This is a genomic window from Streptomyces sp. NPDC047853 (assembly GCF_043204535.1).
Lineage (GTDB): Bacteria > Actinomycetota > Actinomycetes > Streptomycetales > Streptomycetaceae > Streptomyces.
On the sequence record NZ_JBIDCI010000001.1, the window covers coordinates 450,202 to 464,065 of the forward strand.

Consider the following 13,864-nt stretch of genomic DNA (forward strand, 5'->3'; position numbering starts at 1 on the left):
TCCCCGGTCGCCCTTCCGTTCCGTCTGCCTGTCTGTCGCACGGCATGGTGCCCCCACCCCCTCCGGGGGCGCCGTGCCGCGCCCCGCCCTGCCCGAAAGCAGTATGTGTTTACCCAGAGGACCCCCGTATGTCCTACCCGTCCCTCCAGCTCGCCGCCTCCGCTCCGGCTCAGACACCGCCGCACACCGGTGGCCTGCTCCACCTGATCGACGGCACGGCGGGCCTGCTGACCGTCGCCGCGATCGGCATCGCGCTCCTGCTCTTCCTCATCATCAAGGTGCGGCTCCAGCCCTTCGTCGCGCTGCTCGCCGTCTCCATAGCCGTCGGCCTGCTCGCCGGCCTGTCGGTCACCGAACTCTTCGGCACCGTCCAGAAGTCCGACGCCGTCTCCACCATCGAGTCCGGCATGGGCGGCATCCTCGGCCACGTCGCCATCATCATCGGCCTCGGCACCATGCTCGGCGCCATCCTGGAGGTCAGCGGCGGCGCCCAGGTGCTGGCAGGCCGGCTGCTCGGCCTCTTCGGCGAGAAGCGCGCCCCGCTCGCCATGGGCCTGACCGGCCTCATCTTCGGCATCCCGGTCTTCTTCGACGTCGGCATCTTCGTCCTCGCGCCGATCGTCTACGCCGCCGCCAAGCGCTCCGGCAAGTCGATCCTGCTCTACTGCCTGCCGCTGCTCGCCGGCCTGTCGATGACCCACGCCTTCCTCCCGCCGCACCCCGGCCCGGTCGCCGCCGCCGGACTGCTGCACGTGGACCTCGGCTGGGTGATCCTCATGGGCGTCGTCTGCGGCGTCCCGGCCGTCCTCGCCGCCTGGGTGTTCTCCGCCTGGATCGGCCGCCGCATCTTCGTGCCCGTGCCGCAGGACATGGTCGAGGCGGCCGAGGAGGCCAAGCAGGCCGTCATCGACGAGCAGACCAAGGCCGGCGTCGCCCCGCGCGAGACCCCGGTCGCCCTCGGCACGGTCCTCGGCATCATCGGCACCCCGCTGGTCCTGATCCTCGCCGCGACCTTCTCCTCCATCGCCCTGGACCCGTCCACCCTCCGCTCGGTGATCGAGTTCTTCGGCAACCCGTTCGTCGCGCTGACCATCGCCCTGTTCCTCGCCTACTACCTGCTCGGCATCCGGCGCGGCTGGTCCCGCAAGTCCCTGGAGACCGTCTCGACGGCCTCGCTGAAGCCGGTCGGCAACATCCTGCTGGTGGTCGGCGCGGGCGGTATCTTCGGCGCCGTCCTCAAGGCCAGCGGCGTCGCCCAGGCGCTCTCGGACACCTTCAACGACGTCGGCCTGCCGGTGATCGTCCTCGCCTACCTGATCTCGCTGGTCCTGCGGGTCGCCCAGGGCTCGGCGACGGTCGCCATCGTGACGACCGCGGGCATCGTGGCGCCGCTGCTCGCCGAGGGGGACCACTCGCAGGCGTTCGTCGCCCTGGTCATCATGGCCATCTCGGCGGGCTCCATCTTCGCCTCGCACGTCAACGACGGCGGGTTCTGGATGGTCGCGAAGTACTTCGGCATCAGCGAACGGGACACCCTGAAGACGTGGACCGTGCTGGAGAGCGTGCTGTCGGTCGCCGGCTTCGTGGTCGCGGCGCTGCTCAGCCTGTTCGTGTAGGCGTCCCGTGCGGGCGCTCATCCGGGCGCTCATCCGGGCGCTCGCGCGGGCACTCGTAGGACGTCTCGTGTAGGCGTCTGATAACGAAGTTGGGGCTGGCTGTGTCCGGCACAGGATCGTCGACCATACTGCCCGCTGTGGAGCAGCGCAGAGGATCGACGAGCCAGCCCCTGGAAGGCGCCGGATTCGACCCGGCCTTCATCCCCGGGCTCACCGCGCCCGTGACCCGTGGGCCGCAGGACGCGAAAGCGGACGAGCCGGAGGCGGAGTCCGGGACGGGGCCCGGGGAGGTCCGCGACGCGGCGGAGGCCCCGGCCGGGGACCCGTCCGCCGCGGAGCCCGCCGGGGAGTCCGCCGAGCAGTCCGGAGAACCGGACGAAGAGGTCCCCGACGGCCCCGTCTTCGAGGCGTCCGACCGCCGCGCCAGGATCGTCGCCGACCACAGGGGCGTACGCCTGTCCCTCGACGACCAGAGCTGCGAGTTCCGCTGGGACGAGGTCGGCGCCGTGGAGACGGAGACGGGACGCTTCGGCAAGCGGTTCACGGTGACGGTGCACACGCCCGACCGCCGCTGGTACCCGATCGAGATCGAGGCGAAGTCCAGGAGCGTCTTCCCCGAGTGGGAGTCCGCCCTGGACGAGGTCCTGGACGCGTACTTCGAGGACGACGCGACGCCCGAGGCGCAGGACGGCGCGGAGCCTGACGCGAAGTCCGACGCGCGGGACGACGCGAAGCCTGACGCGCGGGACGACGCGCGGGACGACGCGAAGCCCGACGCGCGAGACGCTGCGAAGCCTGACGCGAAGCCCGATGCGCAGGCCGGCGCGGAGCCTGATGCGCAGAACGGCGCCAAGGGCAAGGCCGACGGCGACGAGTAAGCGCATCGGGTGAAGATCCGCGCACGCCCTCTTGTCCCACCGGCGGTCATGGGCTTGGTTGGCCCGCATGGCGGACACCACGGGCAACATCGCAGACACCGGCGGGCCGGGCGGCACCGACTCGGCTCCCCGTAAGTCCAGTTGGCGCTACATCGGCCCCGGCATCGTCGTGGCAGCGACCGGTGTGGGCGCCGGCGACCTCGTCGCCACGCTCATCGCGGGCAGCAACTTCGGCTACACCCTGCTGTGGGCCGCGGTCCTCGGCTGCCTGGTGAAGATCTCGCTCGCGGAGGCCTGCGGCCGGTGGCACCTGGCCACCGGCCGCACACTCTTCGACGGCTGGGCCGGCCTCGGCCGCTGGACCACCTGGTTCTTCGGGGTCTACACCGTGATCTGGGGCTTCGTCTACGGAGCGGCGGCGATGTCCTCCAGCGCCCTGCCGCTGCAGGCGCTGTTCCCGGACGTGATGGACCTGGAGTGGTGGGGCATCGCGTGCGGCCTGGTCGGCCTGGTCTTCGTCTGGTTCAACAAGTACGCGGTCTTCGAGAAGGTCATGACGGTCCTGGTGGGCGTCATGTTCGTGGTGACGGTGTACCTGGCGATCCGGGTGACACCCAACCTCGGCGACGCCTTCGCCGGCCTCCTCCCGGTCCTGCCGGACGAGAAGGACTCCGTCCTCAACACCCTGGGCCTGATCGGCGGCGTGGGCGGCACCATCACGCTCGCCGCGTACGGGTACTGGGTCAACGCCAAGGGCTGGACCGACACCGGCTGGATGAAGGTCATGCGCCTGGACAACCGGGTCGCCTACGCCACCACCGGCATCTTCGTGGTCGCCATGCTCTTCGTCGGCGCGGAGCTGCTCCACTCGGCGAACATCGCGATCGCGAGCGGGGACAAGGGCCTGATCCAGCTGGGCGACATCCTGGAGGACGAGTACGGGACGGCGACCGGGAAGCTGTTCCTGGTCGGCTTCTTCGCCACGTCCTTCACCTCGCTGATCGGCGTCTGGCACGGAGTGAGCCTGATGTTCGCCGACTTCCTGTCCCGGCAGCGGGGGGAGCGCCAGGCGAGGGGCGAGGAACTGGCCTCGGGGCGCCGCGAACGCTCCTGGGCCTTCCGCGCCTACCTGCTGTGGCTCACCTTCCCGCCCATGATCCTGCTCTTCCAGGACGAGCCCTTCCGCCTGATCATCATCTACGGCGTCCTGGGCGCCGCCTTCATGCCCTTCCTCGCCCTGACCCTGCTGTGGCTCCTCAACTCCGGCCGTACGCCGCGCGAGTGGCGCAACGGCTGGCTGAGCAACGGCATGCTGGCCGTCGCCGGCCTGCTGTTCCTGGTGCTGTGCGTGAAGCAGGTCTGGGACCAGCCGTGGTCGGAGTTCTTCTAGGGGTCTCGTTCCCGTCCGGCCGCCATGTCGACGACACCGCCGTCGACATGGCGGCCGCCGGGCCCCGTCGATGTTCAAGACCATGAACGGCAATCACGTACCTAACCGTTGACGTGTTCGCAACACGGTCGTAGCTTGCGTGAAAGCGCTTTCTCCTTCCGCGGCTCACTCATGGCTCATCGACGATCCGGAGACCCACGATGCTTCGCAGACCCGTCATCGCCAGTGCCGGCCTCCTGGCCGGAACGCTCGTCGCCCTGTCCGGCAACCCGGCGCAGGCCGCCACCACCCGCTACGAGGCCGAATCCGCCCCGGCGAGCTGCACGGGCACCGTCGACTCCGACTGGTCCGGCTACTCGGGCGGTGGTTTCTGCAACGGCACCAACGCGACGGGCGCCCACGCCCAGTTCACGGTCGACGCCCCCGCGGCGGGCACGGCGACCCTCCGGGTGCGCTTCGCCAACGGCACCGGCACGCAGCGCCCCGCGAACATCGTGGTGAACGGCACGACGGTAGCCTCCGCGCCCTTCGAGGGCACCGGCGCGTGGAGCACCTGGGCGACCCGGGAGTTCGAGGTGCCCCTGAGAGCCGGCGGCAACACCGTCCGCCTCACCCCGACCACCTCGGCCGGCCTGCCCAACGTCGACTACGTGGAGGTGGAGACGGACGGCGGCACCACCACCCCGCCCCCCACCACCGGCACCCTCCACGTGGCCCCGAACGGCACCGACGGCGCCACCGGCACGGCGTCCGACCCGACCACGCTCACCTCGGCGCTCACCCGGGTCGCCCCCGGCGGCACGATCTACCTGCGGGGCGGCACCTACCGCTACTCCCAGACGGTGACCGTCCCGCAGGGCAACGACGGCACCTCCGCGGCCCGCAAGACACTCGCCGCCTACCCGGGGGAGACCCCGGTGCTGAACTTCTCCGCCCAGAGCGAGGACCCGGCGAACCGGGGCCTCGCGGTGAACGGCTCGTACTGGCACGTCAAGGGCCTCGTCGTCGAGCGCGCCGGCGACAACGGCATCTTCGTCGGCGGCAGCAACAACATCTTCGAGCGCACGGTGACCCGCTTCAACCGGGACACCGGCCTCCAGCTGTCCCGGATGCTCTCCAGCACGCCCAAGGCCCAGTGGCCGTCGAACAACCTCGTGCTGAGCGCGGTCTCGCACGACAACGCCGACTCCGACGGCGAGGACGCCGACGGCTTCGCCGCGAAGCTCACCTCCGGCCCCGGCAACGTCTTCCGCTACGCCGTCGCCCACAACAACATCGACGACGGCTGGGACCTCTACACCAAGTCCGACACCGGCGCGATCGGAGCGGTGACCATCGAGGACTCCCTCGCCCTCGAGAACGGCACCCTCAGTGACGGCTCCCAGGCGGGCAACGGCGACCGCAACGGCTACAAGCTCGGCGGCGAGGACATCGAGGTCGACCACGTCGTCCGGCGCAGCATCGCCTACGGGAACGGCAAGCACGGGTTCACCTACAACAGCAACCCGGGCACCATGCAGGTGTCGGACAACATCAGCGTCGGCAACGAGGAGCGCAACTTCAACTTCGACGACGGCGACTCCGTGTTCCGGAACAACACCTCGTGCGACAGCGGCTCGAACGACCGGATCATCGGCAACGCCGACGGGTCCAACCAGTTCTGGTCCGGCTCCAACGGCTCCCGCTGCTCGTCGTACGCCGGAGCCCCGCGCTGGTCCTTCGCCGCGGACGGCCGCCTGGTGGTGACCTTCAAGGGGTGACCGCGCCCCGCCGGCAGTGACCGAGGCGGACGGCCGGTGCGGACGGCCGGTGCGGAAAGGCCCCCGGCGCTCCGAGCGCCAGGGGCCGGACCGCACCGGGGGGACCTACGGCAGCGCGTGCACGTGGGCGCCCACCGCGTTGGACCAGGCGTTGCCCGCCGTCGCGTCCCAGTTGGTGGACCAGGTCATCGCGCCCCGCAGGTCGGGGTAGGTCCTGGACGGCTTGAAGGAGCCGCAGTTCGTGCCCTTGGTGAGGCAGTCCAGGGCGGCGTTCACCACCGACGGCGCGACGTAGCCGCCGCCGGCCGCCCGGGTGGAGGCCGGCACGCCGAGGCCCACCTGGGAGGCGTCGAGGCCGTTCTCCAGTTGGATGCAGGCCAGCGCGGTGAGGAAGTCGACCGTCCCCTGGGAGTAGACCTTGCCGTCGCAGCCCAGCATCGAGCCGCTGTTGTAGTACTGCATGTTGACGACCGTGAGGATGTCCTTCACGTTCAGCGCGGTGCGGAAGTACGAGCCCGACGTGGACTGCATGTCGATGGTCTGCGGCGCCATCGTGAGGATCATGTCCGGCCCGGCCTTCGCCGACAGGGCGCGCAGGGCCTGCGTCATGTAGGTCGGGTTGAGGCCGTTCTCCAGGTCGATGTCGACGCCGTCGAAGCCGTACTCCTGCATCACGGCGTACACCGAGTCGGCGAAGTTGGCCGCGGAGGCGGAGTCGTTCACCGAGACGGTGCCCTTCTCGCCGCCGACCGAGATGATGACCTTCTTCCCGGCGGCCTGCTTGGCCCGCACGTCGGCCTTGAACTGGTCGACGGTGTAGCCGCCGAGCCCGGCCGAGTCGAGGTTGAAGGTGACCGCGCCCGGGGTGGTCGTCGCGTCCGCGAAGGAGACCGCGATGATGTCGTACTGGGAGGAGACGTCCGAGATCCGCTGGACCGCCGCCCCGTTGTTGAAGTTCTGCCAGTAGCCGGTCACCGCGTGCTTGGGCAGGTCGCCGCCCCCGCCGCCGCCCTGCTCGGTGGTGCGGGCCGTCACGGCCGTCGACTTCGCGGACTCGCCCGCCGCGTTCGTCGCCGTGACCTGGAAGGAGTACGAGGTGGCCGCCGCGAGGCCGGTCACCGTCGCCGAGGTGCCGGTCACCGCGGTCACCTTCGTGCCGTTGCGGTAGATGCTGTAGCCGGTGGCGCCGGAGACCGCGTTCCAGGCCAGGGACGCCGACGACGAGGTGGTACCGGTGACGTTCAGGCCCGCCGGGGCGCCCGGCACGGTGGGTCCGGGGCCGTCGCCGCCCCCGCCGCCGTCCGGACCGAAGACCGAGAGGTCGTCGACGTGGTAGGCCGCCTGTCCGTACCAGCCGTGGGTGTACACCGTCACCGAGGTCGTCGAGGAGCCCGTGGTGAACCGGGTCGACAGCTGCTTCCAGGAGGCCGAGTCGGGGGTCCAGGTGGACACGTCCGTCGTGCCCGTGCCCGTGACGCCCAGGTAGGCGTACCCGCCCTGCACCCAGGCGCCCAGGGTGTACGTCGAGCCGGGCTTGACCTTCACCGTCTGGGAGCAGCGGGCGTTGTCCTGGCCGTTCGGCGTCGCCTTGAGCGCGGCCGAGCCGCCGTGCACCGGGGAGGAGACCGTCGTGCCGCTGTTCGCGGAACAGGTCCAGTCGCTCAGGCCGGCCTCGAAGCCGGCGTTCTTCGCGTTGTTGACGTCGGCGGCGGACGCCTGGCCGACGGCCGTGACCGAGAGGGCGAGCGCGGCGGTGACGGCTCCCGCCCAGAACTGCGTGCGTCTGCCGGGCCGTCTGCGTACGGGCTCCATGGGGGCCTCCGCTGGGGGTGTGGGGGCGTTGCGGTGTGTCCGCCCAAGGTGGTCCAGACCAATTGAGGGTGTCAAGGGGTAGGTCCGGACCAACTTGACGCTCGAGCTGCGGACTTGGCGAGCGCCGGGAGGGGAAGGCCAGGGGTGGGCGCGAAGCGACCGGGAAATGCTCAACGTGTCCTGATTTGGCGCACCTTGTACATCACAAGTTGTTCCACGGCTGTAGGAAACGCTGTTCTCCGGTCACAGGCGCGTGGATACAGTGCTCAGGTAGTCACGCAGTGAAGTCATCCGGGTGTGCCGGAGTTACGCCGGTGGACCGACGGGCATGGGGAGACGGGGAGCCGCGCGTGCCAACTGCCATTGCCGTGACCAGTGCCGACATGGCGCTGCCGCCGCACGACGAGCGGACGCTGCCCGCGGTCGTGCTCCAGGACGTGGACCGGCGTCCGCTGGACCAGGTGCTGGCCGAGCTGCAGTCGCTGGTCGACCTGCACGGGCACCTGATCGTGGTGTGCTCCCGGGCCGTCCCGACGGGCGTCGAGCGGCGGCTGCACACCGTCCGCGCCCTCCTGGAGACCGACCGGATCGCCCTGTTCCGTCCACCGCTCCCGCCGCTCGGACTCGCCGTGCTGGCCCGCCAGTTGCGTCAGCTCGCCTCCTGCGACCTCAGCCCCGGCGTGCTCGCCTCGGCCGGCCGCCTGCTCACCCACTACCTCCACGCCGGCGCGCTCCTCGGCTCCGTCGCCCGGCTCGACCACGTCCCCGTCGGCCTCAAGTCGCACGCCAGGTCCTGGATGCCCGGCAGCCAGTTCGGGGTCGTGGCGCACCCCGTGCCGCAGCTGGTGCGGATCGGCCCGGAGGCCGCCCTGGACGGGCCCGAGTTCGGCACGTGGCTGCTGGTCGCCAAGGGGCAGCTCCCGTCCGACTGGGTCACGGGCACCCTCGCCCCCTCCTGGCGTGCGCAGGGGCTGCGCGAGGCGCCGCTGCCCGCCGAGTCCGCGCGCTGGTGGGGGACCGGGAAGCTGACCGAGTTCTGCGCCTACCTGCCCGACCTCTCCGTCCTGTACCAGCTGGTCACCTCGGTGCGGCAGAGCCGGTGCCACTGGTGCGGCATCGACGTCATCGGCGACCGCTGCGTCTTCTGCTCCGCGACACCGCCGGAGTACGAGCGGCGGCCCGACTCCGGCCGCTCCCTCCAGCACCGGGAGAGACGCGCGCTCACGGGGTAGGCCCGCAAGGCACCCGCCCGCGCCCCCGCCCGCCCCGCCATCCGATCCGGCTCGACCGATTCCCCCAATGAGGTTGCACGGTTCATGAACTCCCGTCAGCGCCGCGGCATCATCCTGCTGATCCTGTCGGTCCTGTGCGCCCTCGGCGCCTTCGCCGGCGTGCTGTCCGTCGTCAACGACGTGAAGTCCAAGGTCGGGCCCGAGGTCACCGCCTATCGGCTCAAGAACGAGGTGCAGCCCTACACGCCCCTCGACGCGGGGCAGTTCGAGAAGATCCAGATGCCCGAGCGCTGGCTGTCGGAGAACGCCGTCACCGACCTCGGACAGGTCCGCGGCAAGATCGCGGTGACGACGCTCAAGGCGGGCTCGCTGCTCCAGAGCGACATGGTCGTCGACCAGCCCGCCCTCCAGCCGGGGCAGCAGGAGGTCGCCATCATGATCGACGCGGCGACCGGCGTCGCCGGCAAGATCACACCGGGCTCCACCGTCAACGTCTACGCCACCTTCGAGGGGGCACGCGAGGGCGACCCCGCCCAGTCCAAGATCATCGTGACGAACGCCCGGGTCATCGACGTCGGCGACCTCACCCCGCTGAAGCCCGACGAGGACAGCCGGGACCGCGAACCGACCGACGCCGTCCCCATCACCTTCGCCCTGTCCACCATCGACGCCCAGCGCATCACCTACGCCGAGTCGTTCGCCCAGCGGGTCCGGCTCGCGCTGGTGGCGCCCGGCGGCGGCACCACGGTCCCGGACAAGGACCGGACGTACGAACTCGCGAAGGACAAGTGAGACCCGTATGCCCACGAGGATCCTCCCGGCAGTCGGCGACGCGGACGCCGTACGGTCCGTCACGACCCTGCTCAGCCAGCTCCCCGACGCCGAACCGGTGGCCCCGGTCGTCGACTCCACCCAGCTCGTCGACACCCTCGCCCGACTGGCCGCCGAGTCGGTCGACGAACTGCCCGAGGTCGTCGTCGTCCACGAGCGCATCGGCCCGGTGCCGGCCCTGGAGCTGATCCGCGAGGTCGCCCTGCGCTTCCCGGCCGTCGGCGTCATCCTCGTCACCTCCGATCCCGGCCCCGCCCTCTTCCAGGCCGCCATGGACCACGGCGCCCGCGGCCTGGTCGCCCTGCCGCTCAGCTACGAGGAACTCGCCAGCCGCGTCCACGCGGTCGCCCAGTGGTCCGTGGGCGTCCGCCGGCACCTGGGCAGCGGCGGCGACGTGTTCACCGGGGCCGGCGGCACCGTCGTCACGGTCAGCGGCGCCAAGGGCGGGGTGGGGACCTCCCTGACGGCGATCCAGCTGGCCCTCGCCGCCCAGGCGTCCGGCCGCCCCACCGCCCTGGTCGACATGGACCTCCAGACCGGCGACATCGCCTCCTACCTTGACGTCCAGTTCCGCCGGTCGGTCGCCGACCTCGCCACCATCACCGACATCTCCCCGCGCGTCCTGGCCGACGCCGTCTTCCGCCACGACACCGGACTCGCCCTGCTGCTCGCCCCCGGCGAGGGGGAGCGCGGCGAGGACGTCACCGACCGCGCCGCCCGCCAGATCGTCGGCGCCCTGCGCTCCCGCTACGAGGTCGTCGTCATCGACTGCGGCGCCCAGCTCGGCGGGGCGGGCGCGGCGGCCGTGGAGACGGCGGACACGGCGCTGCTGGTGACCACCCCCGACGTGGTCGCCGTGCGGGGTGCCAAGCGGGCGGTGCGGATGTGGGACCGGCTGCAGATCCGCAAGGCCGAGGAGACCACCGTGGTCGTCAACCGGCACACCCGTGCCACGGAGATCCAGCCCGCGCTGATCCAGAAGATCACCGGCACGCTGGTCGCCACCACCACCGTCCCCGCCAACTTCAAGGAGCTCCAGGGCGCCGTGGACGCCGGCCGCGTCCACGAACTGGACAGCCGGAGCACCGTGAAGCAGGCCCTGTGGGCCCTCGCGGGCGAACTGGGCCTGGTCCGGGCGGCCGAGCCCGACCGCAAGGCCGGCCGGTTCCGCGGCGACCGGGGGGCCACGGGCGTCCGACGGCGGAAGGACGGCGGGGGATGAGCGCGTCACGGGCCCGCATCCGCGGCGAGGCACTCCGACGCGCGCGCCGGGACCGGGGCCAGGTCACCGTCGAGTTCCTCGGCATGCTGCCGACCATCATCGTCACGCTGGTGGTGCTGTGGCAGCTCGCCCTCGTGGGATACACCTACACGCTCGCGGGTAATGCTGCGGACGAGGCGGTACGGGCGGCGACGGCCGCCGGCCCGGGGGCGCGGCAGAGCGCCTGCCAGGAGGCGGGCCGGGACAAGCTGCCGGGCGCGTGGGAGGGGGGCGCCGGCGTGGACTGCGGCACCGGGGGCGGGTACGTCACCGCCGACGTACGCATCGAGGTGCCCATCCTCTTCCCCGGCACGGTCAGCTTCCCCTACACCGTGCACGGGCACGCGGGGGCCGTCGAAGAGGAGGAGGACGACTGAGATGCCGTACTCCGTGCGCGGCCGGGCGAGGGACCGGGGCCAGGTGGCCATCGAGTACCTCGGCTTCCTCCCGATCCTGATCATCGTCGGCATGGCCGTCGTCCAGCTCGGCCTGATCGCCTACACCGCCCAGCAGGCCGGGACCGCCGCCCGGGCCGGCGCGCGCGGGGCCTCGCTCGACCGCAGCGCGGAGGCGGCGTGCGCGGTGGCCGTCAGCGGCTGGCTGGCCGACGGCACGAACTGCACGGAGGCGCAGGGCGGCGACGAGGTGACGGTCACCGCCACCGTCGAGATCCCCTCGATCGTGCCCGGCTGGGACTTCGGGGACGCCACCAGAACCGCCACCATGCCGCTGGACCACTGACCGAGGAGCCGGAGACGCATGAGCCTGCGCGCACGCATCCACTCCCCCGAGGAGCACGGCAGCCGGGGCGAGGACACGCACCTGGTCGCCTCCTACCGGACCAAGCTCCTGGAGGAGATCGACCTCGCCGAGATGAGCTCGCTGGCGACGGCCGAGCGCCGGGCCCGCCTGGAGCGGGTCCTCGGGCACATCATCAGCCGCGAGGGCCCGGTCCTCTCCACCGTCGAACGCTCCCAGCTGATCCGCCGGGTCGTGGACGAGGCCCTCGGCCTCGGCATCCTGGAACCGCTGCTGGAGGACGCCTCGATCACGGAGATCATGGTCAACGGCCCCGACGCGATCTTCGTCGAACGCGGGGGGCGCGTCGAGCAGCTGCCGCTGCGCTTCGCCTCCGAGGACCAGCTGATGCAGACCATCGAACGCATCGTCTCCACGGTCAACCGCCGCGTCGACGAGTCCAACCCGATGGTCGACGCCCGGCTCCCCTCCGGCGAGCGCGTCAACGTCATCATCCCGCCGCTGTCCCTCACCGGCGCCACCCTCACCATCCGCCGCTTCCCCCGCTCCTTCACCCTCCAGGAACTGATCGGCCTCGGCTCGCTCGACGAGCACATGCTGTACCTGCTCGCCGGCCTGGTGCGGGCCCGCTTCAACATCATCGTCTCCGGCGCGACCGGCACCGGGAAGACCACCCTCCTCAACGCCCTCTCCGGCCTGATCCCCGAGACCGAACGCATCATCACCATCGAGGACTCGGCGGAACTCCAGCTCCAACAGGCCCACGTCATCCGCCTGGAGTCCCGCCCGCCGAACGTCGAGGGACAGGGCCGCGTCACCATCCGCGACCTCGTCCGCAACTCCCTGCGCATGCGCCCCGACCGCATCGTCGTCGGCGAGGTCCGCGGCGGCGAGTCCCTGGACATGCTCCAGGCCATGTCGACCGGCCACGACGGCTCCCTCGCCACCGTCCACGCCAACAGCGCCGAGGACGCCCTGATGCGGCTCCAGACCCTGGCCTCCATGTCGGACGTCGAGATCCCCTTCGTCGCCCTGCACGACCAGATCAACAGCTCCGTCGACGTCCTCGTCCAGCTCACCCGGTTCGCCGACGGCGCCCGCCGCATCACCGAGATCGCCCTGCTGGCCAGCCACGGCGGCGAGCCGTACCGCCTGGCCACGGTCGCCCGCTTCAACGCCCGGCCGATGTCCGCCGACGGCCGCGTCGACGGCGTCTTCGAGTACTACCCCCTCCCGCGCCGCACCGCCGAACGCCTCTACATGGCGAGCCAGCCCATCCCGCAGGCCTTCGGCGTGGCCCACACCGCGGACCAGCTCGCCACCCGAGAGGCCAGGTAGGAACCGAACCGATGGAAACCGAGTAGGTACCGCCCGATGGAACTGGACACGCTCGTCACGCTCACCACCGGCATCACGCTGCTGACCTGCACCCTGGCGGTCGTCGGCGTGCACTCCTACGCCGCCGGCAAGGCCCAGCGCGACGCCCTGGTCGACCGTCTCTCCGCCACGGGCCGGCTCACCCCCTCCGGCCGTCGGCGCCGCTTCCGCACCCTGGACCGCCGCCTGCGCCGCACCAGGCTCGGCCGGCAGCTGGAACTGCGCCTGGCGGCGACCGGCCTGGACGTCACGCCCGGCGAGTTCTTCGCCTACATGCTCGCGGCGGTCGCCGGCCTGTGGCTGATCGGCCAGGCCGCCCTCGCACCCTTCTTCGGGCCGCTCGCCGGCCTGCTCGGCATCGCGGTGGCGGTGCAGTTCCTCAACTGGCAGCGCCAGAAACGCATCGAGAAGTTCATCAACCAGCTCCCCGAACTCGCCCGCATCCTCGCCAACGCCACCCAGGCGGGCCTCGCCCTGCGCACCGCCATCGGCATGGCCGCGGAGGAGCTGGAGGCCCCGGCGGGCGAGGAACTCGGCAAGGTGGCCGACCAACTTGCCCTCGGCGCCTCGATGGACGACGCCCTCGGAGAACTCGGCGAGCGCCTCCCCTCCCGCGAACTCGTCGTCCTGGTCACCACCCTCGTCCTGTCCAACCGCGCGGGCGGCCAGGTGGTCAGCGCCCTGCGCAACCTGACGGAGACGCTGGAGGAGCGCAAGGAGACCCGGCGCGAGGTCCGCACCCAGCTCTCCCAGGTCAGCATGACCTCGTACGCCGTCCCCGTCCTCGGTGTCGGCTCGTTGTTCCTCATGAACGGGGTGAAGGACGGCGCCCTGGAACGCATGACGGGGTCCCCGGCCGGCCAGGCCGCGGTGATCATCGCCTTCGCGCTCTACGCCGTCGGCTTCGTCCTCATCCGCCGCCTGTCCCGCATCGACGTCTGAGGAGGT

General features: G+C 71.3%; 12 protein-coding genes. 11 read left to right on the plus strand and 1 reads right to left on the minus strand.

The genetic code is table 11. The features are described from left to right. The first annotated feature begins 128 nt into the window (after positions 1-128). The 4 genes from ACGF5T_RS02155 (at position 129) to ACGF5T_RS02170 (ending at position 5,644) form a co-directional block, all read left to right on the plus strand. Positions 129-1,616, plus strand: coding sequence for a gluconate:H+ symporter (locus ACGF5T_RS02155; protein WP_366766048.1), 1,488 nt, complete (start codon positions 129-131; stop codon positions 1,614-1,616). A gap of 137 nt (positions 1,617-1,753) precedes the next feature. Beyond that, positions 1,754-2,494 carry a hypothetical protein gene (locus tag ACGF5T_RS02160; protein ID WP_366766049.1) on the plus strand — a complete coding sequence of 247 codons (741 nt, stop codon included), beginning with the start codon at positions 1,754-1,756 and terminating at the stop codon, positions 2,492-2,494. A gap of 67 nt (positions 2,495-2,561) precedes the next feature. After that, the gene (locus ACGF5T_RS02165) at positions 2,562-3,884 is read left to right on the plus strand and encodes an Nramp family divalent metal transporter (protein ID WP_356604090.1); all 1,323 of its coding nucleotides are present in this window, start codon (positions 2,562-2,564) and stop codon (positions 3,882-3,884) included. 200 nt (positions 3,885-4,084) lie between these two features. After that, complete coding sequence (locus ACGF5T_RS02170) at positions 4,085-5,644, plus strand: carbohydrate-binding protein (RefSeq protein WP_356604092.1); 1,560 nt, start codon at positions 4,085-4,087, stop codon at positions 5,642-5,644. A 105-nt stretch (positions 5,645-5,749) separates the two neighbouring features. Here ACGF5T_RS02170 and ACGF5T_RS02175 read toward each other — a convergent pair whose 3' ends face one another. Continuing rightward, positions 5,750-7,456 (minus strand): glycoside hydrolase family 18 protein, encoded by a 1,707-nt coding sequence (locus ACGF5T_RS02175; RefSeq protein WP_356604094.1) that lies wholly within the window; start codon positions 7,454-7,456, stop codon positions 5,750-5,752. Positions 7,457-7,839: 383 nt separating this feature from the next. On the opposite strand from ACGF5T_RS02175, the gene ACGF5T_RS02180 reads away from it, so the two are divergent. The 7 genes from ACGF5T_RS02180 (at position 7,840) to ACGF5T_RS02210 (ending at position 13,858) form a co-directional block, all read left to right on the plus strand. Next, entirely contained in the window at positions 7,840-8,688 is an 849-nt protein-coding gene (locus tag ACGF5T_RS02180; RefSeq protein ID WP_356604722.1) for a hypothetical protein, read from the plus strand. An 84-nt stretch (positions 8,689-8,772) separates the two neighbouring features. Then, complete coding sequence (cpaB, locus tag ACGF5T_RS02185; protein ID WP_356604096.1) at positions 8,773-9,480, plus strand: Flp pilus assembly protein CpaB; 708 nt, start codon at positions 8,773-8,775, stop codon at positions 9,478-9,480. 7 nt (positions 9,481-9,487) lie between these two features. Continuing rightward, positions 9,488-10,741: an AAA family ATPase gene (locus tag ACGF5T_RS02190; RefSeq protein ID WP_356604098.1), complete on the plus strand. Its 1,254-nt coding sequence runs from the start codon at positions 9,488-9,490 to the stop codon at positions 10,739-10,741. Beyond that, a complete protein-coding gene (locus ACGF5T_RS02195) occupies positions 10,738-11,157 on the plus strand; it encodes a TadE family protein (protein ID WP_356604100.1) in 420 nt (139 codons plus the stop codon). The genes ACGF5T_RS02190 and ACGF5T_RS02195 overlap by 4 nt, the downstream gene beginning before the upstream one ends. Position 11,158: 1 nt before the next feature. Further along, entirely contained in the window at positions 11,159-11,521 is a 363-nt protein-coding gene (locus ACGF5T_RS02200) for a TadE/TadG family type IV pilus assembly protein (RefSeq protein WP_356604102.1), read from the plus strand. 18 nt (positions 11,522-11,539) lie between these two features. Beyond that, entirely contained in the window at positions 11,540-12,877 is a 1,338-nt protein-coding gene (locus tag ACGF5T_RS02205) for a CpaF family protein (RefSeq protein ID WP_356604104.1), read from the plus strand. Between the two features lie 36 nt (positions 12,878-12,913). Further along, positions 12,914-13,858 carry a type II secretion system F family protein gene (locus tag ACGF5T_RS02210; RefSeq protein WP_356604106.1) on the plus strand — a complete coding sequence of 315 codons (945 nt, stop codon included), beginning with the start codon at positions 12,914-12,916 and terminating at the stop codon, positions 13,856-13,858. Positions 13,859-13,864 lie beyond the last annotated feature (6 nt).

Coding starts and splice junctions, on each gene's coding strand:
- ACGF5T_RS02200 (WP_356604102.1), top strand. CDS start 11,159: ATGCCGTACTCCGTGCGCGGCCGGGCGAGGGACCGGGGCCAGGTGGCC.
- ACGF5T_RS02175 (WP_356604094.1), bottom strand. CDS start 7,456: ATGGAGCCCGTACGCAGACGGCCCGGCAGACGCACGCAGTTCTGGGCG.
- ACGF5T_RS02165 (WP_356604090.1), top strand. CDS start 2,562: ATGGCGGACACCACGGGCAACATCGCAGACACCGGCGGGCCGGGCGGC.
- ACGF5T_RS02155 (WP_366766048.1), top strand. CDS start 129: ATGTCCTACCCGTCCCTCCAGCTCGCCGCCTCCGCTCCGGCTCAGACA.
- ACGF5T_RS02180 (WP_356604722.1), top strand. CDS start 7,840: ATGGCGCTGCCGCCGCACGACGAGCGGACGCTGCCCGCGGTCGTGCTC.
- ACGF5T_RS02195 (WP_356604100.1), top strand. CDS start 10,738: ATGAGCGCGTCACGGGCCCGCATCCGCGGCGAGGCACTCCGACGCGCG.
- cpaB (WP_356604096.1), top strand. CDS start 8,773: ATGAACTCCCGTCAGCGCCGCGGCATCATCCTGCTGATCCTGTCGGTC.
- ACGF5T_RS02170 (WP_356604092.1), top strand. CDS start 4,085: ATGCTTCGCAGACCCGTCATCGCCAGTGCCGGCCTCCTGGCCGGAACG.
- ACGF5T_RS02210 (WP_356604106.1), top strand. CDS start 12,914: ATGGAACTGGACACGCTCGTCACGCTCACCACCGGCATCACGCTGCTG.
- ACGF5T_RS02190 (WP_356604098.1), top strand. CDS start 9,488: ATGCCCACGAGGATCCTCCCGGCAGTCGGCGACGCGGACGCCGTACGG.
- ACGF5T_RS02205 (WP_356604104.1), top strand. CDS start 11,540: ATGAGCCTGCGCGCACGCATCCACTCCCCCGAGGAGCACGGCAGCCGG.